This is a genomic window from Pseudomonas sp. GW822-FHT02G04, from assembly GCF_058802085.1.
This window is the reverse complement of sequence record NZ_JBXANU010000001.1, coordinates 138,531-155,136: the sequence shown is the minus strand read 5'-3', so window position 1 is coordinate 155,136 and position 16,606 is coordinate 138,531. Positions and strand designations below refer to the sequence as shown.

At 53.5% G+C, this 16,606-nt stretch carries 16 protein-coding genes; 7 read left to right on the top strand and 9 right to left on the bottom strand.

Going from position 1 to position 16,606, the window contains the following annotated elements; translation table 11 throughout:
* Nucleotides 1–42: 42 nt before the first annotated feature.
* Nucleotides 43–2,409 carry an outer membrane protein assembly factor BamA gene (bamA, locus tag AC1RO5_RS00780; protein WP_493171875.1) on the top strand — a complete coding sequence of 789 codons (2,367 nt, stop codon included), beginning with the start codon at nucleotides 43–45 and terminating at the stop codon, nucleotides 2,407–2,409.
* A 31-nt stretch (nucleotides 2,410–2,440) separates the two neighbouring features.
* Here bamA and AC1RO5_RS00775 read toward each other — a convergent pair whose 3' ends face one another.
* Together AC1RO5_RS00775 and AC1RO5_RS00770 are read right to left on the bottom strand one after the other, a co-directional pair.
* Nucleotides 2,441–2,692: a hypothetical protein gene (locus AC1RO5_RS00775; protein ID WP_493171873.1), complete on the bottom strand. Its 252-nt coding sequence runs from the start codon at nucleotides 2,690–2,692 to the stop codon at nucleotides 2,441–2,443.
* Between the two features lie 24 nt (nucleotides 2,693–2,716).
* Nucleotides 2,717–3,148, bottom strand: coding sequence for an Lrp/AsnC family transcriptional regulator (locus tag AC1RO5_RS00770; RefSeq protein WP_019578517.1), 432 nt, complete (start codon nucleotides 3,146–3,148; stop codon nucleotides 2,717–2,719).
* 200 nt (nucleotides 3,149–3,348) lie between these two features.
* Here AC1RO5_RS00770 and AC1RO5_RS00765 point away from each other — a divergent pair, with 200 nt between their 5' ends.
* From AC1RO5_RS00765 to AC1RO5_RS00750, 4 genes are all read left to right on the top strand, one after another.
* Nucleotides 3,349–4,068, top strand: coding sequence for a YczE/YyaS/YitT family protein (locus AC1RO5_RS00765; RefSeq protein ID WP_493171871.1), 720 nt, complete (start codon nucleotides 3,349–3,351; stop codon nucleotides 4,066–4,068).
* 100 nt (nucleotides 4,069–4,168) lie between these two features.
* Nucleotides 4,169–5,653 carry an AmmeMemoRadiSam system radical SAM enzyme gene (amrS, locus tag AC1RO5_RS00760; protein ID WP_493171869.1) on the top strand — a complete coding sequence of 495 codons (1,485 nt, stop codon included), beginning with the start codon at nucleotides 4,169–4,171 and terminating at the stop codon, nucleotides 5,651–5,653.
* Nucleotides 5,650–6,795 carry a trans-sulfuration enzyme family protein gene (locus AC1RO5_RS00755; protein ID WP_493171867.1) on the top strand — a complete coding sequence of 382 codons (1,146 nt, stop codon included), beginning with the start codon at nucleotides 5,650–5,652 and terminating at the stop codon, nucleotides 6,793–6,795. Before amrS ends, AC1RO5_RS00755 begins: the two co-directional genes overlap by 4 nt.
* A 62-nt stretch (nucleotides 6,796–6,857) precedes the next feature.
* On the top strand, nucleotides 6,858–8,114 hold the full coding sequence (locus AC1RO5_RS00750) for an aminotransferase-like domain-containing protein (RefSeq protein WP_493171865.1): 1,257 nt from the start codon (nucleotides 6,858–6,860) through the stop codon (nucleotides 8,112–8,114).
* Between the two features lie 84 nt (nucleotides 8,115–8,198).
* On the opposite strand, the gene AC1RO5_RS00745 is transcribed toward AC1RO5_RS00750, so the two are convergent.
* The 6 genes from AC1RO5_RS00745 to AC1RO5_RS00720 form a co-directional block, all read right to left on the bottom strand.
* The gene (locus tag AC1RO5_RS00745; protein ID WP_493171863.1) at nucleotides 8,199–8,831 is read right to left on the bottom strand and encodes a LysE family translocator; all 633 of its coding nucleotides are present in this window, start codon (nucleotides 8,829–8,831) and stop codon (nucleotides 8,199–8,201) included.
* A gap of 339 nt (nucleotides 8,832–9,170) precedes the next feature.
* On the bottom strand, nucleotides 9,171–10,781 hold the full coding sequence (locus AC1RO5_RS00740; protein WP_493171861.1) for a gamma-glutamyltransferase family protein: 1,611 nt from the start codon (nucleotides 10,779–10,781) through the stop codon (nucleotides 9,171–9,173).
* Nucleotides 10,782–10,863: 82 nt separating this feature from the next.
* The gene (locus AC1RO5_RS00735) at nucleotides 10,864–11,643 is read right to left on the bottom strand and encodes an amino acid ABC transporter ATP-binding protein (protein ID WP_493171859.1); all 780 of its coding nucleotides are present in this window, start codon (nucleotides 11,641–11,643) and stop codon (nucleotides 10,864–10,866) included.
* Between the two features lie 2 nt (nucleotides 11,644–11,645).
* On the bottom strand, nucleotides 11,646–12,419 hold the full coding sequence (locus tag AC1RO5_RS00730; RefSeq protein ID WP_493171858.1) for an amino acid ABC transporter permease: 774 nt from the start codon (nucleotides 12,417–12,419) through the stop codon (nucleotides 11,646–11,648).
* Between the two features lie 12 nt (nucleotides 12,420–12,431).
* Nucleotides 12,432–13,238, bottom strand: coding sequence for an ABC transporter substrate-binding protein (locus tag AC1RO5_RS00725; RefSeq protein ID WP_493171856.1), 807 nt, complete (start codon nucleotides 13,236–13,238; stop codon nucleotides 12,432–12,434).
* Between the two features lie 72 nt (nucleotides 13,239–13,310).
* A complete protein-coding gene (locus AC1RO5_RS00720; protein ID WP_493171854.1) occupies nucleotides 13,311–13,979 on the bottom strand; it encodes a GntR family transcriptional regulator in 669 nt (222 codons plus the stop codon).
* Between the two features lie 352 nt (nucleotides 13,980–14,331).
* Here AC1RO5_RS00720 and AC1RO5_RS00715 point away from each other — a divergent pair, with 352 nt between their 5' ends.
* Together AC1RO5_RS00715 and AC1RO5_RS00710 are read left to right on the top strand one after the other, a co-directional pair.
* On the top strand, nucleotides 14,332–14,901 hold the full coding sequence (locus AC1RO5_RS00715) for a type 1 glutamine amidotransferase family protein (protein ID WP_493171852.1): 570 nt from the start codon (nucleotides 14,332–14,334) through the stop codon (nucleotides 14,899–14,901).
* A gap of 78 nt (nucleotides 14,902–14,979) precedes the next feature.
* The gene (locus AC1RO5_RS00710; RefSeq protein WP_493171850.1) at nucleotides 14,980–15,513 is read left to right on the top strand and encodes an HD domain-containing protein; all 534 of its coding nucleotides are present in this window, start codon (nucleotides 14,980–14,982) and stop codon (nucleotides 15,511–15,513) included.
* A gap of 44 nt (nucleotides 15,514–15,557) precedes the next feature.
* Here the strand turns inward: AC1RO5_RS00710 and AC1RO5_RS00705 are convergent, their stop codons facing one another.
* Nucleotides 15,558–16,574 (bottom strand): AraC family transcriptional regulator, encoded by a 1,017-nt coding sequence (locus AC1RO5_RS00705; RefSeq protein ID WP_493171848.1) that lies wholly within the window; start codon nucleotides 16,572–16,574, stop codon nucleotides 15,558–15,560.
* Nucleotides 16,575–16,606 lie beyond the last annotated feature (32 nt).

The window sequence follows — 16,606 nt, the reverse complement described above, 5'->3', positions numbered from 1 at the left end:
CCCGCCTACGCTGCTTGTCGATGTGTTCTGGATAAGATCTTGATGAATTTTTCGCGCCTGCTCTGCTCGGCTGCACTACTGCTCAACGCCACACTTGCGCACGCCCAAGGCTTCAAAATTTCCGATATTCGCATCAACGGCCTTCAGCGGGTTTCCGCAGGGAGTGTGTTCGGTGCCTTGCCGTTGAACGTCGGTGATGACGCGGATGAGCGCCGCTTGGTGGAGTCCACCCGTGCGCTGTTCAAGACCGGTTTCTTTCAAGATATCCAACTGGGGCACGAGGGTGATGTCCTGGTCATCACGGTGGTCGAGCGCCCCTCGGTCGCCAGTATCGAGATCGAAGGCAACAAGGCGATCTCCACTGAAGACCTGATGAAGGGCCTCAAACAATCCGGTCTGGCCGAAGGCGAGATCTTCCAGCGCGCCACCCTCGAAGGTGTGCGTAACGAGCTGCAGCGTCAATACGTCGCTCAGGGCCGTTACTCGGCGTCGGTCGATGCCGAGGTGATCGCGCAACCGCGCAATCGTGTGAGCCTGAAAATCAAGATAGACGAAGGCACCGTTGCGGCCATCCAGCACATCAACGTGGTGGGCAATACCGTCTTCACCGAAGAACAATTGACTGATCAATTCACCCTCAAGACCAGCAACTGGCTGTCGTTCTTCAAGAACGATGACAAGTACGCTCGTGAAAAACTCTCCGGTGACCTGGAGCGTCTGCGCTCCTATTACCTGGATCGCGGCTATATCAATATGGATATCGCTTCGACCCAGGTGTCCATCACCCCGGACAAGAAACACGTCTACATCACCGTCAACGTCAACGAAGGCGAGAAGTACACCATTCGTGACGTGAAACTCAGCGGCGACCTGAAAGTGCCTGAAGACCAGGTCAAGTCCCTGCTGCTGGTTCAGAAAGGCCAGGTGTTCTCGCGCAAGCTGATGACCACCACCTCCGAACTGATCACCCGTCGCCTGGGTAACGAGGGGTACACCTTCGCCAACGTCAACGGCGTGCCTCAGCCTCACGATGACGACCACACGGTCGATATCACGTTCGCCGTGGACCCGGGCAAGCGTGCCTACGTCAACCGCATCAACTTCCGGGGCAACACCAAGACCGACGACAAAGTACTGCGCCGTGAGATGCGTCAGATAGAAGGTGGCTGGGCTTCGACCTACCTGATCGACCAGTCCAAGACGCGTCTGGAGCGTCTGGGTTTCTTCAAGGAAGTCAACGTCGAGACACCGGCCGTACCGGGTGTCGATGACCAGGTTGACGTGAACTACAGCGTTGAAGAGCAGGCGTCCGGTTCGATCACCGCCAGCGTCGGCTTCTCCCAGAGCTCCGGTCTGATCCTCGGTGGTTCGATCACCCAAAACAACTTTCTCGGCACCGGCAACTATGCCAGCCTGGGCCTGACTCGCTCGTCTTACCAAAGCAAGTACAACGTCGGCTTCACCGACCCCTACTTCACGCCGGACGGCGTGAGTCTAGGCTACAACCTGTTCTACAACGCCACTGACTACAACAAATATTACGATGACGATTATTCGTACTATTCCATCAATAGCTATGGCGCCGGAACAACAGTCGGCTACCCGATCAATGAAACCTCACGGCTGAGCTTCGGCGTGACGGTGCAACATGACAGCATCGAACCAGGCACCTACAGCGCCGATGAGATCTATGACTTCATCGAACGTGAAGGCAAAGAATTCAACAACCTCAAGGCTAACCTCGGTTGGTCAGAGTCGACCCTGAACCGCAGCGTACTGGCCACCCGCGGCCATTCGCAAAACCTGAACCTGATGATGACAGTGCCCGGCAGCGACCTGAATTTCTACAAGCTCGACTACACCGGGCAAGCCTTCTTCTCGGTCACCGACGCCACCTCGCTGCGGTTCCATACCAAGCTCGGCTACGGCAACAGCTACGGCTCGACAGACGGCCTGCCGTTCTATGAAAACTACACCGCCGGAGGCGAAGGTTCGGTGCGCGGCTTCAAAAGCGGCACCCTCGGCCCGCGCAACACTCCGGCCACTGGCACCTATGCCAGCGCCGGGCAGGCGTACTATTCCGACCGGGACACCGAATCGCTGGGCGGTAACATCCTCATCACCGGCGGCGTTGAATACCTGTTTCCGATGCCCTTCATCAAAGACAACAAATCCGTGCGCACTTCGGTGTTCTGGGACGTTGGCAGCGTCTACTCCAACAAATGCCACCTTAGCACCACCCAGGGTTGCGACGGGGTCGACCTCGACCAGATGGCCAGTTCGGTAGGGGTTGGGGTTACTTGGTATAGCCCGTTGGGGCCATTGAGCGCTAACGTGGCATTCCCGGTACGCACACCCGAAAATGCTGATACACAGGTGTTTCAGTTTTCCTTGGGACAGACATTTTGAGCTCAGCAATGCAGGCATGGGTGGATGCATCTCAACGCATGCAGTTGAGGTATGGCCGTTGGGGTTCCATTTTGCGTAGGTGCGCCTTCGCCCGGCTGTAGATCGCTACCAGCTCGCCGGCGTCGCGGCCGGTGCGCATGTCATGGAAACGGCCGTGCGGGCCAGGCTCCAGGCAGACCAGCGCGGTGCCGCCGAGGATCGTGACGTACTCGCCCATGTCGATCAGACCGCGCGCCAGCAGGTCGGCGGCGAATGCCCGAAAACCTGTCTTTAAAATAGCCAACAGTTGACTGTTCTATGTGCAGGCTCAAGGGACAAGCTTTCTTCTCTCGATAGGGACAGACAAGACAATGCTTGTACGTGTCTCACCGTACGCGTTGATCTTCGCAATGATATTTTCTATATCGGCCATTGACCTGGCATAGATCCTGATCAGGTAGGAGTCGTTACCCGTGACGTGCAGGCACTCAACGACTTCGGGTATGTCGTTGAGCGTCGCTATCAATTTGGATTTCGCAGGCTTGAGGGTGGTCATGCCGACGACAGCAGATATGCCGAACCCTAGCTTGGTTGGATCTAGCTGAGCGCTATATCCCTTGATGACCCCAGAGTCTTCGAGCTTTCGCAACCGATCAGTGGTGGCGGGAATAGAAAGACCTGCGTGCTTGGACAGCTCCGTGATGGAAATGCGACCAAAGTCCTGCACCTTCCCCAAGATTTTGATGTCTATACGATCCATGTAAGCTCCCACAGCAAAAAGTATAAATTTTAATGAAAAGCACCCGGTTTTCATTAAAAAATAATGCACCAAAATAAAGCAGAGTGCTAGTCTATTTGCAGCCCGGTAAAGCCTAACAAGAACCCGGGCAATCAATAGCTCTGAATCCTTAGCATTACGCACTGCATAATAAAATATTCTCCTCCAAGGATGGTGTTCGTATGGAAGATGAAAAAATAAAGTGTGAAAAAAAATCCTATCCATCATTTTCGAATTATATTGGAACGCAAGTCCTAAGTTTTCGTGATTTCAAGATGGATCAGATTTTTATGTATTTGGCTGGAGTCGCCCTTTTCTCGGTAGGGGCTAAGTTTTTCATAGTCAGTCAACTGGGGACTGACCCCTTAGATGTCCTGATCATCTCGATAAATAAAATACTCATGCTCGGAATGGGCGTTTGTTCGGGTATCGTTTCTCTATTCTTTCTGCTGTGGTGGATGCTCTGGAACAAGAGATATCCTCCGATAAGCCCATTCATTACAACCACGCTTACAGGCTTATTGATTGACCTCTGGTCAATGCTGGGGCTTGGAGAGTATTTGATTGTCAGAGTAAATGAATACACGATGTTGGTGATGGGTCTGGTGCTGTGTGCTTATTCGTCTGCACTGATTATCATGAGCGGTATTGGTATCAGAATCATGGACCTTGTGGTGCTTACCATGGTGTCCAAATGGGCGTGGTCATTCACCAAAGCCAAAATGATAATTGAAATTGGCATCTTTTCAACCGGATGGCTTCTAGGCGGGCCCTTCGGTGTGGGAACCATTGCATTCTTGTTGGTCATAGGTCCTCTTATACAGCCATTCATGAATATAAACGCCAGGCGTTTTTCACTTAAGAATTATGGATTGACCAGCGCTTCTTCCGCCTACCAATAACTACGAGGAGATTGCTGCCACTGTGGCGGCGGGATTGTTTCGCCTCGACTATTTCAACCGATGATATTGACAGCAACTTCCGTGAGATGAGGAGTGAGAGATGGACACTACAAAAAATAAAAACTGGACCTTGGAAAGCACGCCTGCAAAGTTGGAAGAAATACTCCCGAACGGCGTTGTAAAGTGTCATCTTTCTCCCCGAAACTGTGTCATACAGGAGGGTAAAGTAGGTTTTTGCAAGGTGCGCGGAAACAGAGGCGGCCGGTTAGTTACATTGAATTATGGCAAAGGCGTTCACAGCACCGAAGAGACCATCGAAACCGAGGCGGTATTCCACTTTGCTCCCGGAGAGCGGATCCTTTCCCTAGGCAATATCGGCTGCATGCTTAACTGCGGCTACTGCCACAACTGGAAGACCTCTCAGGCCAAGTATGTAACAGATAAAGATGTTTACTACTATACGCCTGAGCAGGTTGTAGAAACTGCCTTGAAGCATGGTATACGCGTTATCTCCTGGACGTATAACGACCCTGTTGTCTGGCATGAATTCATCCTCGACACGGCAAAGCTGGCAAAGGAAGCGGGCTTAATCAATTTATATAAATCAGCTTTTTTTATCAGTGAAGAAGCCATTGATGAACTATTGCCAGTCATTGACATATTCTCGATTTCGCTAAAATCCATCTCCCCCGAATACTATCGAAAAGTCACAACAGGCTGGGTAGAGCCCGTTCTGGCTGGCATCAAGAAAGTATACGATGCTGGTAAATATGTTGAAGTCAGCACCTTGATGGTTACCGATATCAGTGACGATGAGGATACCGCCAGGAAAATTAGCCAGTGGGTGCTGGATGAACTGGGCCCGAATGTACCGCTCCACTTTGTAAGGTTTCACCCTGATTATAAAATGAGTAATAGCATCAGGACACCCGTGGATAGACTCCTGAAAGCTCGGGACATTGCCCGGAGCATGGGGGTTGAGCATGTTTATCTGGGTAACGTAAATGATGTCGAGGGCACCAATACCAGCTGCAATAATTGCAACGCTCTACTCGTTACCCGCTACGGTTTGAATGCTGAAATAATCGGATTGGATAGCAACGGTTGCTGTGCCCGGTGTGGGCACGACGCACACTTCAAGTTACTGGGCGAACACAAAGCGAACACACCTGTTGAACTGCGAGAGGCTGCATTGACCTCTTACGAGAAGCGAAAGTTCGAGTGGCATGGAGATATCGTATCACTGCACGCCCAAGTGCTGAATACTGAAGACTTTGAACAGACCGTCTACCTGCGGCGCAACTATACCGACGGGCTCAACAGTGATTGGAAGTCACTGACATTGCGGCCGTATGAAAGCTATCGATTCATTATTGCCAAGGCACGAATTGATGAATCAGGCCCTGAAGTCTGGCTTCCCAAGGGGGTGAACTCAAATCTTCATGAAGTATTCGACAGGGCTCACTTCCCAACCGAGTCGATTGAAGAGATTGGTATTTCGCAAAACGACATCACGCCGACCATTGGGTATGAGGGCAAGCAGAACATGTATGAGCAGGTTATCAAACTGGTGAGCAAATCATGAATGTGTCTACTGAAATACTCCATATCAGGGTCGATGACCGGGAAGCCCATCCATCCGTGACGCCTATTTATCAGTGCAGCGCTTTTAGCGCTGACTCGGCGTTCTTCTACTCGAGAAAAGCCAATCCCAATGTGACTGAGCTGGAACAGGTTGTCGCTGCACTGGAAGGAAGCGAATACGCCTTGGCCTACAGCACCGGAATGAGTGCCATCTACATGGTTCTGGAGCTGCTGAAACCCGGTGGGTCGCTGGTGATCAACAAATATATCTATGGCTGTTCTTATAAGCTGTTTCAGCGATATGCGGCACGTATCGGTGCGAAACTGACGATTCTGGATCTCACCACGGAAAGTGGATTGAAAGAGTTGCCGTCGGACGTGGACATGGTCATTTTTGAAACGCCGACCAACCCCTTCCTGAAAGATATTGATATTCATGCAGTCAGCAAGGCGGTTAAGCAAAACAACCCACACGCCCTGGTGGTCGTTGACAATACGTGGGCCACTCCGATATTTCAAAAGCCTCTGAACTTTGGCGCCGATATTTCTCTGTACAGCGCAACGAAGTATTTCTCCGGGCATAGCGATGTCATGGGCGGCCTGGTACTCGTCAACAATGAAATGATTTATACGCGCCTCCTCGAAGGCCGCTTTTATTCAGGCTCAATATTAACGCCTAATAGTGCATGGCTACTTCGCAGAAGCATGCAGACGTTTAACCTGCGCATGGAGAAACACAGCCACACAACTTCCAGCATGCTCAACTATCTGCGGGAACTGCCCTTTATCGAGCATGTTTATTATCCGCGAGTCGATGGCAAACAATTGACCGGCTATGGTGGCATTGTGTTTGTTGATATTCGGCCCGATCTGGTCCCCTTTTACAAAACCTTCACCAGCGCCCTCAAATGGTTTGGAACGGGTACGGGAATGGCCTGTGTCACGTCGATGGTTGCGCAACCCTTTAGTGGAAGCCATGCCTCGATGACTGAGCAGGAAAAAGCGGATATGGGAATTGAAAAGGGTTTGGTTCGATTATGTTTTGGTTTAGAGGCCCTTGAGGATCTTAAAGAGGATCTGCTTCAGGCATTTGTAGCCATGGAAAATATGGTCGATCAAAAAAGTGTACTTAAACCTGCGTAACAGATGTTAATCATGAGCAACGAGTCTTCAACGGCTCGTTGCGTTTTTATGGAGAAGCGAGATTGCCCAGCGTACTCGAAAAAACGATATTCGAAGACCCTACTCTGAATGTTATCCATCTTCTAAATTCCATTTCCAGTGAAAATCCAGAGGCAATCTCTCTGGCTTCCGGTCGACCTGACGACGAGCAATGCGATCTGTCCCTCATTGATAAAGGGCTGGCCAGCTATACACGACACATCGCTGATACGAAACACTCACTTGCGACACTACTTTGCCAATATGGAAAAACCACCGGGATTATCAATGGGATAATAGCCGAACACTTGCAGATGGATGAAGGCATAAAGATTCTCAACCCTGAAAGTATTGTCGTGTGTATGGGATTTCAGGAAGCTGCGACCTTGACACTGCTATCAATTTTTGAAGGAAGTGGTGTTTTATTAGTACCTGACCCTGTGTTTTCCGGAATAACGGGTATTGCGAAATTATTAAGAATAAAAATTGTACCCATTCCCGTGGACACCTTCCTCGATCTATCTGCCCTGCGTAAGGTCGTTGAAGATCTTGAGTCCAGGGGGGAAAAGGTAAAAGCGCTGTACGCGATTTCAGATTTTAGTAACCCTACTGCTGACAGCCTTTCCTATGAAGACAGGAAGGCCATGCTCTCCTTGGCCAATGAAATGAATTTTTTTATTCTGGAGGATAATGCCTACAGCTACTTCAGGTACGAGGGAGATAAAATCCCCTTGATGAAGTCGATCGACAGTAGTCGAGTATTCCTTCTTGGCTCTTTTGCAAAGTCGATTTTTCCGGGATTACGTATGGGCTATATAGCCGCTCCGGAGAGCGCTGGGGTGATTTCCTTTAGCGCCAGATTATGTAAAGCCAAAAGCTTGATCACAGTCAATACACCTGCCCTGTGCCAAGCAGTTGTCGGAGGCTTGCTGATAGAGAACAATTACTCTTTAAAAGAGCTTAATCAACCAAGAGTATTGTCTTACAGGCAAAAAAGAAACTATATGATTGAATGCCTTGAACGTGAATTCCCGATCAAGGCTGATTCTCGAAGAAGTGTCACCTGGAACCATCCGGCGGGAGGCTTTTTCATCAATGTACAGTTGCCTTTCACCTTTGAATATTTTGAAATGTGCGAGTGCGCCAGGAACTTCAAGGTTATTGTCTTTCCCACTTCCTTGTTTTCGCTGATGAATGAGGCTGTCACTCAGGTCAGGTTGTCGTTTAGCAATGCGACAGAATCAGAAATCAAACAAGCGATAGGCGGCTTCAGGGCGTACATTGAATCCAGAATGCGGTAAAGCATTCTCCCGTTAGACCATAGGGGATTGATGCCAAGGCTTACTCATCAGCCAATGAGAAATAAGCCTTGTCTCATTTCCCGCTTAAGCTCCTGTGGCCAGCATAACACCAGTTGCTACTTGGTAGGCACCCAGAATGGTTATGGTTGACCCGGAAAAATAGTTGATCAACCTGAGCTTTGATTGGGAAATTCTGGTCTTGAATATGGAGGAGAATCCGCTCAATCCCAGCCACCAGACAGCCGAGCCTAGAAATATACCTGTCACCATAGGCAGCACTGAATGCTGACCACTTTGATCATTAGCCATGCCATCACTCATGGCGGCAAATATCGCGATAAACGACAGGATGGTCATTGGGTTCGACAGTGTCAAAAACAGAGTACTCAAGTAGGCTTTTAACAGGTTGGCCCGTTCACCCGACAGGGCTGTTGAGCTCGCTTTCGATTTTATTGTTTGATAACCAATGTACGCGAGGAACATCCCCCCCAAAATACACAACCATGGCTTAAAGCTAATGAGTGTCGCTATGATGACTGTGACCCCCAGCGCACCGACAAATCCATAGATCGAATCGGCTGTGGCCGCCCCTAATCCTGTCGCGAAACCTGCCCTCCATCCAAGCGCAAGGCTCCTCTGTATGCACAACAGCCCAATGGGTCCCACAGGGGCTGCAATACAAAGCCCAATGATCATCGACTTAATGAAAATCAACATGAATGCACCTCCGCAATTGATACTTAAAGGTTAGGGGAAGTGCCTTTTTTTATGAATTAATTATTAATTCCAACACAGGCTTTTTCGATAATTTTGTACAAAGTATTCTGATTTTTCCTTCATTATTAAGGTGCATTCTGTGATGAGCCTTACTAAACCCGGCCGGCATGCCATTCGCCCTCGACGATGACTTGCCCAGGCCTTCAACCTGAACATACCCAGACAGCACCGCAGGGTGCTGCCTGGCTACAACCATTTTTCCAGCCTGCCCTTCGGGCAACCGACCCAACCTCAAAAGCAGGAATAGCAGGCCGAGTCGCCTTTGTTTTCAGCTCCCCGTTACCAAACAGCAATATGGGAATCGGCCCGCGGCTCGGTGCCGCCGCACAGCACACCGGTGTTCGGGTCACGGATGATGATCTGCCCTCGCCCATAGTTGATCAGGTCGCAGTCGACCTGAACCTTATGTCCGCGTCGTGCCAGCGAAGCGGCCAAGTCCCGAGACGCCCCCTGCTCGATGCCGACCTTCATATCCCCCAGCCATTGCCAACGCGGTGCGTCCAGCGCGGCTTGGGGGTTGAGACCAAAATCCACCAGATTCATGACCATCTGCACATGGCCTTGGGGCTGCATGTAGCCACCCATGACGCCGAACGGTCCTACCGGCGCGTCACCTTTACTGATGAAACCGGGAATGATGGTGTGAAAGGTTTTTTTGCCCGGTGCCAGGCAGTTGGCGTGGTCAGGGTCGAGACTGAATTCCTGTCCGCGGTTCTGCAAGGCGATGCCGCTGTCTGGCAGCACCACGCCAGAACCGAAGCCGTGGTAGTTACTCTGGATGAAGGACGCCATATTGCCCTGCGCATCTGCCGTGGCCAGGTACACCGTACCGCTGGCGTGAGGATCGCCGGGATCAGGTTGCTGAGCCTGATCAACGATCTGTTCACGGCGTTGGCGGCTATAGGTGTCGCTGAGAAGATCAGCCACCGCCACACGCATGTGCAGCGGATCGGTGATGTAATGCAGGCCATCGCTGTAGGCCAGCTTCATGGCTTCCAATTGACGATGCCAGGTCTGCTGGCTGTCGCGATGATCGAAGTCGAAACCCTGGAGGATTTTCAGGGTCATCAGGGCCACCAATCCTTGCCCGCTTGGGGGGATTTCCCACACATCGTAGCCGCGGTAGTTGATGCTGATCGGATCCACCCATTGGGCGCGATAGTCCTGCAGGTCGCTGGCTCGCAGGTAGCCGCCGGTGGCGCGGGAATGGGCATCCAGACGCTGAGCCAGAGCGCCGCGATAGAGGCTTTCGCAAGCGCTGTCCGCCAGTTCTTCCAGCGTTCGGGCTTGCGCCGGGTTACGGAATAATTCACCGGCCTTTGGTGCACGACCATCAATCAGGAACGTGTCGAACCAGGCGTCGAGCACCGGGTCTCGATGGGGGCTGAATTCATCCAGAGCAGTCTGCCACTGTCGGGCGACCACCGGCGACACTGGAAAGCCCTCCCGGGCCAGACTGATGGCGGGCTGCAGCAACTCGGCAAAGGGCAGCTTGCCGAACCGTTTGGACAACTCCGTCCAGGCCGAAGGGCAACCGGGCACCGTGACCGGCGTCCAGCCATAAAGCGGCATCTGCTCGTGACCACACGCCTTGACTGCATCGATAGACAGCGCTGCCGGGGCTTGACCGTTGCCGTTCAGCCCGTGCAATTGGCCTTTGCTCCAGACCAGAGCAAAGGCGTCGCCGCCCAAGCCGCAGCCGGTGGGTTCAACTACAGTTAGCGCCGCCGCTGTAGCGATCGCGGCATCAATGGCATTGCCGCCGTTGCGCATGATTTCGATACCGGCCTCGGCGGCCAGGGGCTGTGAAGCCGCAACCATGCCACGGCGGGCAAACACACTCTGACGTTGCGACGGATAGGGATATTCGTGGGCAGAAAATTTCAACATGGCAAAAGCTCTTCCAAACAAAGATTCATTGGCCGCAGGTATCCGGTTCCATTACCGGGTAAGAAAGACCCGACTGAAAAAGTCACAGCACACGGCTGAGAAAGGCCTGGGTTCGCGGGTGTGTCGGTCGACTGAAGATCTGTTCCGGTGGACCCTGTTCGATCAATTCGCCCTGATCGAGGACCACCACGCGATCAGCGACTTCCCGGGCAAAACCCATCTCATGGGTGACCACCACCATGGTCATGCCGTCCTCGGCCAACTGCTTCATCACCTGCAGGACCTCGCCGACGGTTTCCGGATCCAGGGCGCTGGTGGGCTCGTCGAACAGCATGGCTTGAGGTTTCATCGCCAGCGCCCGGGCGATCGCCACGCGCTGCTGCTGTCCACCGGACAACATCGACGGATAATGCATGGCCTTGTCCGCCAGACCGACCCGGGCGAGCAAGGCCCGGGCCTGTTCCAACGCTTCGGCGCGTGGCACACCGAGCACCTGGATCGGTGCCTCAATGATGTTTTCCAGCGCGGTCATGTGGGGGAACAGATTGAAACGTTGAAAGACCATGCCGATGTCCCGACGCTGGCGAGCGATGTTGCGCTCCGAGTCGCGCACCAGGCTGCCGTCGGCGCGCTCGCGGTAGCCCATGGAGCGACCGTTGACGCGTATGCGCCCGCCTTGAATGTCTTCCAGCAGGTTGATGCAGCGAATGAAGGTGGTCTTGCCTGAACCCGATGCACCGATCAACACCACCACTTCACCACGCCGCACCTGCAAGGAAATCCCCTTGAGAATCTCCAGGTTGCCGAAGGACTTATGAATGTCCAGGGCCTCGATAATCAGTTCTTCACTTTTGTGCGCCATGCTTAACGCCCCCTCAGCAATTTCAGCGTTCCGCGGCCAAACATGCGACTGCCAGCCGCTGGCGGTGCGGGTCGATCGGACTGTCCGAAACGCGCTTCCAGCCAACGCTGGAAGAAGCCCCAGAGGGTGGTCAGCAGCAGGAAATAAATCGCCACCACCAGGTACAGTTCAAATACCCGGAATGTCGCCGACGTGACCATTTGCGTACTCAGCAGCAACTCCTGCACGCCAATCACGCTGACCAGCGTCGTATTCTTGAGCATCACGTTGAATTCGTTGCCCAACGGCGGAACGATGACCCGGAACGCCTGAGGCAAAACGATACGCCGCATCAGTTTGGCGAAGGTCATGCCCAGCGAACGTCCAGCCTCGTATTGCCCCTTGTCCACGGCACCGATCCCGGCACGAATGATCTCGGCCATGTAGGCGCCTTCGTTCAGGCCCAGGGCGATGATCGCTGCCTGAATATTGCCCGGCACCACCAAACCAAACAGTTCCATGTCCTCGAAACGGAAGATGCCGTCGGCCGCCAAAGCGGTATAGAGAAAAACGATCTGCACCAACAGCGGTGTGCCGCGCATCAGCCACACATAGAACCGTACCGGCAGGTTGAGCAACGGGTTGCGCGACAGACGCATCAGCGCCGCTGCCAGCCCCAGCACGCAGCCCAACGCCATTGCCAGCACACTGATCAGGCAGGTCAGCCAGAGCCCAGTGAGGTACACCCCGCTGGGCTGCAAAAGGTATTGCCAGAACACATCCCAATTGAAATTCATCGAGCGCTCGCCTCAGTCGAGTGTGTCGCTGGAAACATGCCATTTGCTCAACAACTGCACGTAACTGCCGTCACTGCGCATGTCACTGATGATCTGCTGTACTGCGGTGGTGAGCTGGGAATCATCCTTGCGGGTCCCTAAACCCGTAAGAATCCGGCTGAAGGCTGGCACCCCTTCCTCGAATAAATCGGGCGCCATTGCGGCGTAGTAACCTGCTGTTTCTACGGTGGTGCCGTAGGCGTCCACCTGACTGATACGCAGCGCCTGGAAGGCATCAGTGTCAGTGTTGTAAACCACCAGTTTCATCGGTGTCTTGCCGGCCTTGGTGAGCTTTTCGTTCTCGGCGTCCAACAAGGTTTTGATCGTGGAGCCATTGAGCACTGCCACCTTGTGTCCAGACAGTCCATCCAGGGTTTTGATGCCCTTGGGATTGCCTTTGGGAACGACCACTGACTGGCTGGAATACATGTAGTTGACGATGTCGATCACCTCACGCCGCTCGGGCTTGTCGAACAGCTGATCGACGATCATGTCGCACTGCTGGGCGAGCAATGCCGGCAGCAACCCGGAGAATGGAATGACCCGCCATTGCACCGATTTGTCTCCCAGGCGCTTGGCGATTTCCAGCCCCAGATCGACAGTCAGGCCCCTGGGTTTCTGCGCCTCATCGAAAGACACCAGAGGGGGTGAATCCATGCCCGAGCAATACGTGAGTTTTTCGGCCTTTTGCAGTCGCTCCGGCACCTGGGGCGTGGCGAACGCCCACTGTGCGCAGAGTCCCAGGGATACAGCAGCGAGCAACACACGGCGTTTATGCATGACCAGACACTCCAGTTGTTTAGTAACGGGGCAGTACTCAAAGTCAAAACACGGTCGGGCTCGAGCCCGATTCTATTTTTCCGATTGCAGGAACTGAATCAGCGCCGGCACTGTGCCTTCGATGTGCCGACGCACCACCGACTCGGCCTGGTCGGCATCGCCTGAGCGAATGGCGTCAAGGATCACCGCGTGTTCCTGGCGGGCACTCAAGGGCTTTTCACCGTGTTGCAGCCACAGGCGCATGGGCGCCTCGATCAGCGAATACAGGGCCGAGATTTGCTTCATCAAACGCGGACGGCCGCTGAGGCTGCACAGGTATTCATGGAATGCCCGATGACGGCTGACCCATTCGGCGCTTTCATCGCGGTAGTCATCCATCTCGTCCAGCATGCGTTCGAGAGCCGCCAACTGACGCTCGCCGATCTTGCCCACAGCGACGCGGATGGCCAGGCCTTCAAGGGCACTGCGCATCTCGAAGACTTCGTGCAGTTCGTCGATGTTCAGGCCGCTGACTATGGCTCCGCGGTTGGGCCGCAAGGTCACCAGGCCTTGAGCATCGAGGCGCCGGAAGGCTTCGCGCACCGGCATGCGGCTCATGCCGATCTCAGTGGCGATGTCCTCGGCGATCAACCGGTCGCCTTTGCGGTAACGGCCGCCACAGATCGCTTCCAGCAGAAAGTTGTAAGCCTCCTCCTCGGCGGTCAGGGGCTGACGTTCAACGTAAGCGGGAGCGAATTGCATAAAATCACCCTTTGCAGTTTTGTATCCAATTATCCATTGATTCAAAACAGCAGAAACCGTGCCAGGCTGCTTGGCACTGCTTCAAGCTCTTAATTGGAAAGGAGTTTCGACTCAAGAAGCGATGATCTTCAGATCAGCGTGGTGCTCGCCGCGTGCTACGAAATGGCCCAGTGCGCCCCAAATGGGTGAAAAATGGTATCCAGGTAACAAATCATTTCACCGACATCGGGCATGTGAGCCTTGAGAAACACTACTGACAGAAACTGACGGTCGTGCTTGTTACTCTTTGAGTTCATGTGAGGAAAGGCGATTCCTCAGATATTTATCAACGCAATCAGAGAAGGACTCTCTTATGACACGCGCCATTACCATCATCACCGAGAACTTTTCAGATTGGGAAACCGCCCTGATCAACTCCACTGGTCGAGCCTATTACGGCTTTGATACGCGCTTCGCTACGCCCCAAGGTACCCCTGTCACCTCCTCTGGAGGCATGATCGTCACCCCGCAGTTAGCGCTCGAGGACATCCCGCTTGATGAACTCGACCTGCTAATAATATGTGGAGGTACTATTTGGCAGACCGATCAGGCCCCCAATATCACTGCCCTGGTTAGCGCAGCCTATGAAAAACACGCCATCGTCGCAGGCATTTGCGACGGTACCCGTGTGCTAGCGCAATCGGGTGTGCTCGATAATCTCCGTCACACTTCCAACTCGGCAGAGAACCTGTCGAAACTGAATTATGGTGGAGCGGCTTACTATCAGGACGTCCCCTATGCAGTAGCTGATAAGCGCGTAGTTACAGCTCCAGGTACTGCTCCGGTCAGTTTCATGGCTAAAATCTTGTGCACCTTGGGCATCAGTGACGAAAACCTCAAAGCCTACCTGGCCATGCACGCTGCCGAGCATGCATGTCCGTGACGCGCTCTCCACTGGGCGCCTTTATTCAAAGCATCCAAGCCTATAAAGTAGCCCCCTCCAAACAAGGAGGATGGAACAGTGCTCACCAAAATTGAGCTGCTGGACGAACTGCTTCAGCGCTACGCCGGAAACCTCGGCGATGACTTCACCGGATACCGAAATCATGTGTACCGAGTCATCAACTTTTGTTGCTCGCTCAGCACGCTGGACGCTGTAAATCTGGAAAAGATAGTGTTGGCCGGGGTATTTCATGATCTTGGTATATGGACGGCCAAGACGTTTGATTATTTGCCCCCGTCGGAGCAATTGGCGGAAGACTTCCTCAAGGAAATCGACAAGCTGGATTGGGCGCAAGAAATTATCTTGATCATTCGCAACCACCATAAAATAACTCGGTCCCATAGCGATCCACAGAACCTTGCAGAGGTATTTCGCAAAGCCGATTGGATCGACGTCTCCCGCGGTGCGGTTACTTTTGGACTCTCACGACGGACGCGACGTGAGATATTCTCGGCCTTTCCTGATGCAGGATTTCACTTTCGCCTGGTTCAGCTTTCGCTCAAGCGACTGCTAACGAACCCACTGAGCCCACTGCCAATGATGCGGCTCTGAATTTAGCGAGGCTGCCCTGGCTGGACGGATGGTTTTCGGATTGGTTAATCATCGCGACCTTGAAACCGCAAACGGTATTGCCCCGGGCTCTCCCCCGTCCATTTTTTGAAGGCGCGGTGAAACGCACTCGGCTCCTGAAACCCCAACTGTCCGGCAATATCGCTGATGCTCGCCTTGCTCTGGCGCAACCGTTCAAACGCCACCCCGCGCCGCACTTCATCCTTGATCTCCTGATACGAACAGCCTTCACGTCCCAGTTTCCGGCGAAAGGTACTGGGGCTCAGGTGCTGTTCCAGGGCGAAGTCCTGCAAGGTCGGCCATTCGCTGTAATGGCTATGGCGCAGGCGCTGATGAACCTGCGATGCCAGCCCATGCTGGTTGCGGAAGCGGATCACCAGCCATTGCGGTGCGGTGCGCAAAAACACTTTCAGCGAGGCAAGGTCCTGAACCACCGGCAGCCGCAAGTAGTGACTGGCGAACTCGATTTCAGTGTGCTCGGTGCCAAAGGTCAGGTTGGGCCCCCAGAGCAAGGCGTCATCACGCAGCGACAAACGCTGATGACGAAAGTCCGCACGATCGATGGGAATTCGGCGCCCGCCCAGCCAACACAGCAGACTGATCATCAACACCAAAAACGTTTCTTCGCCCAGCCGGCTGACCTCGCTGTTCTGCGAGCGGGTCTGCAAGCTGATGACCGCACGCTTGCCACGCACACTCAACGTGCCGCGAAAATCACTCAGGAACAAGGCGAAATTGGCCAGACACTGACGCATGGCTTTTTCCAGCGTCGGCTCCTGAATCAATGCCCGACAGATCAAGGCAAAACTGCCCGGCGGCATACCATGGGAGTCCAACTGGAAAAATTCATCGTTCAACTCACGAATCTGCGCCAGCCACAACGCGGCGAAAGCCGTGGCCGGCACCCGTGCCGTCGGCTGATCCATCAGTGCCGGATCAATTCCCGCCTGTTCAAGGAGTGACCGCAGACGCTGCGGCTTCTCACGCAGCGCATGGATCATGGGATACATGAAGTAAACCGCCACCGAATCCGTTTCCCGCATTTGAATGTCTCTCTAGTCACATCTGAACATGG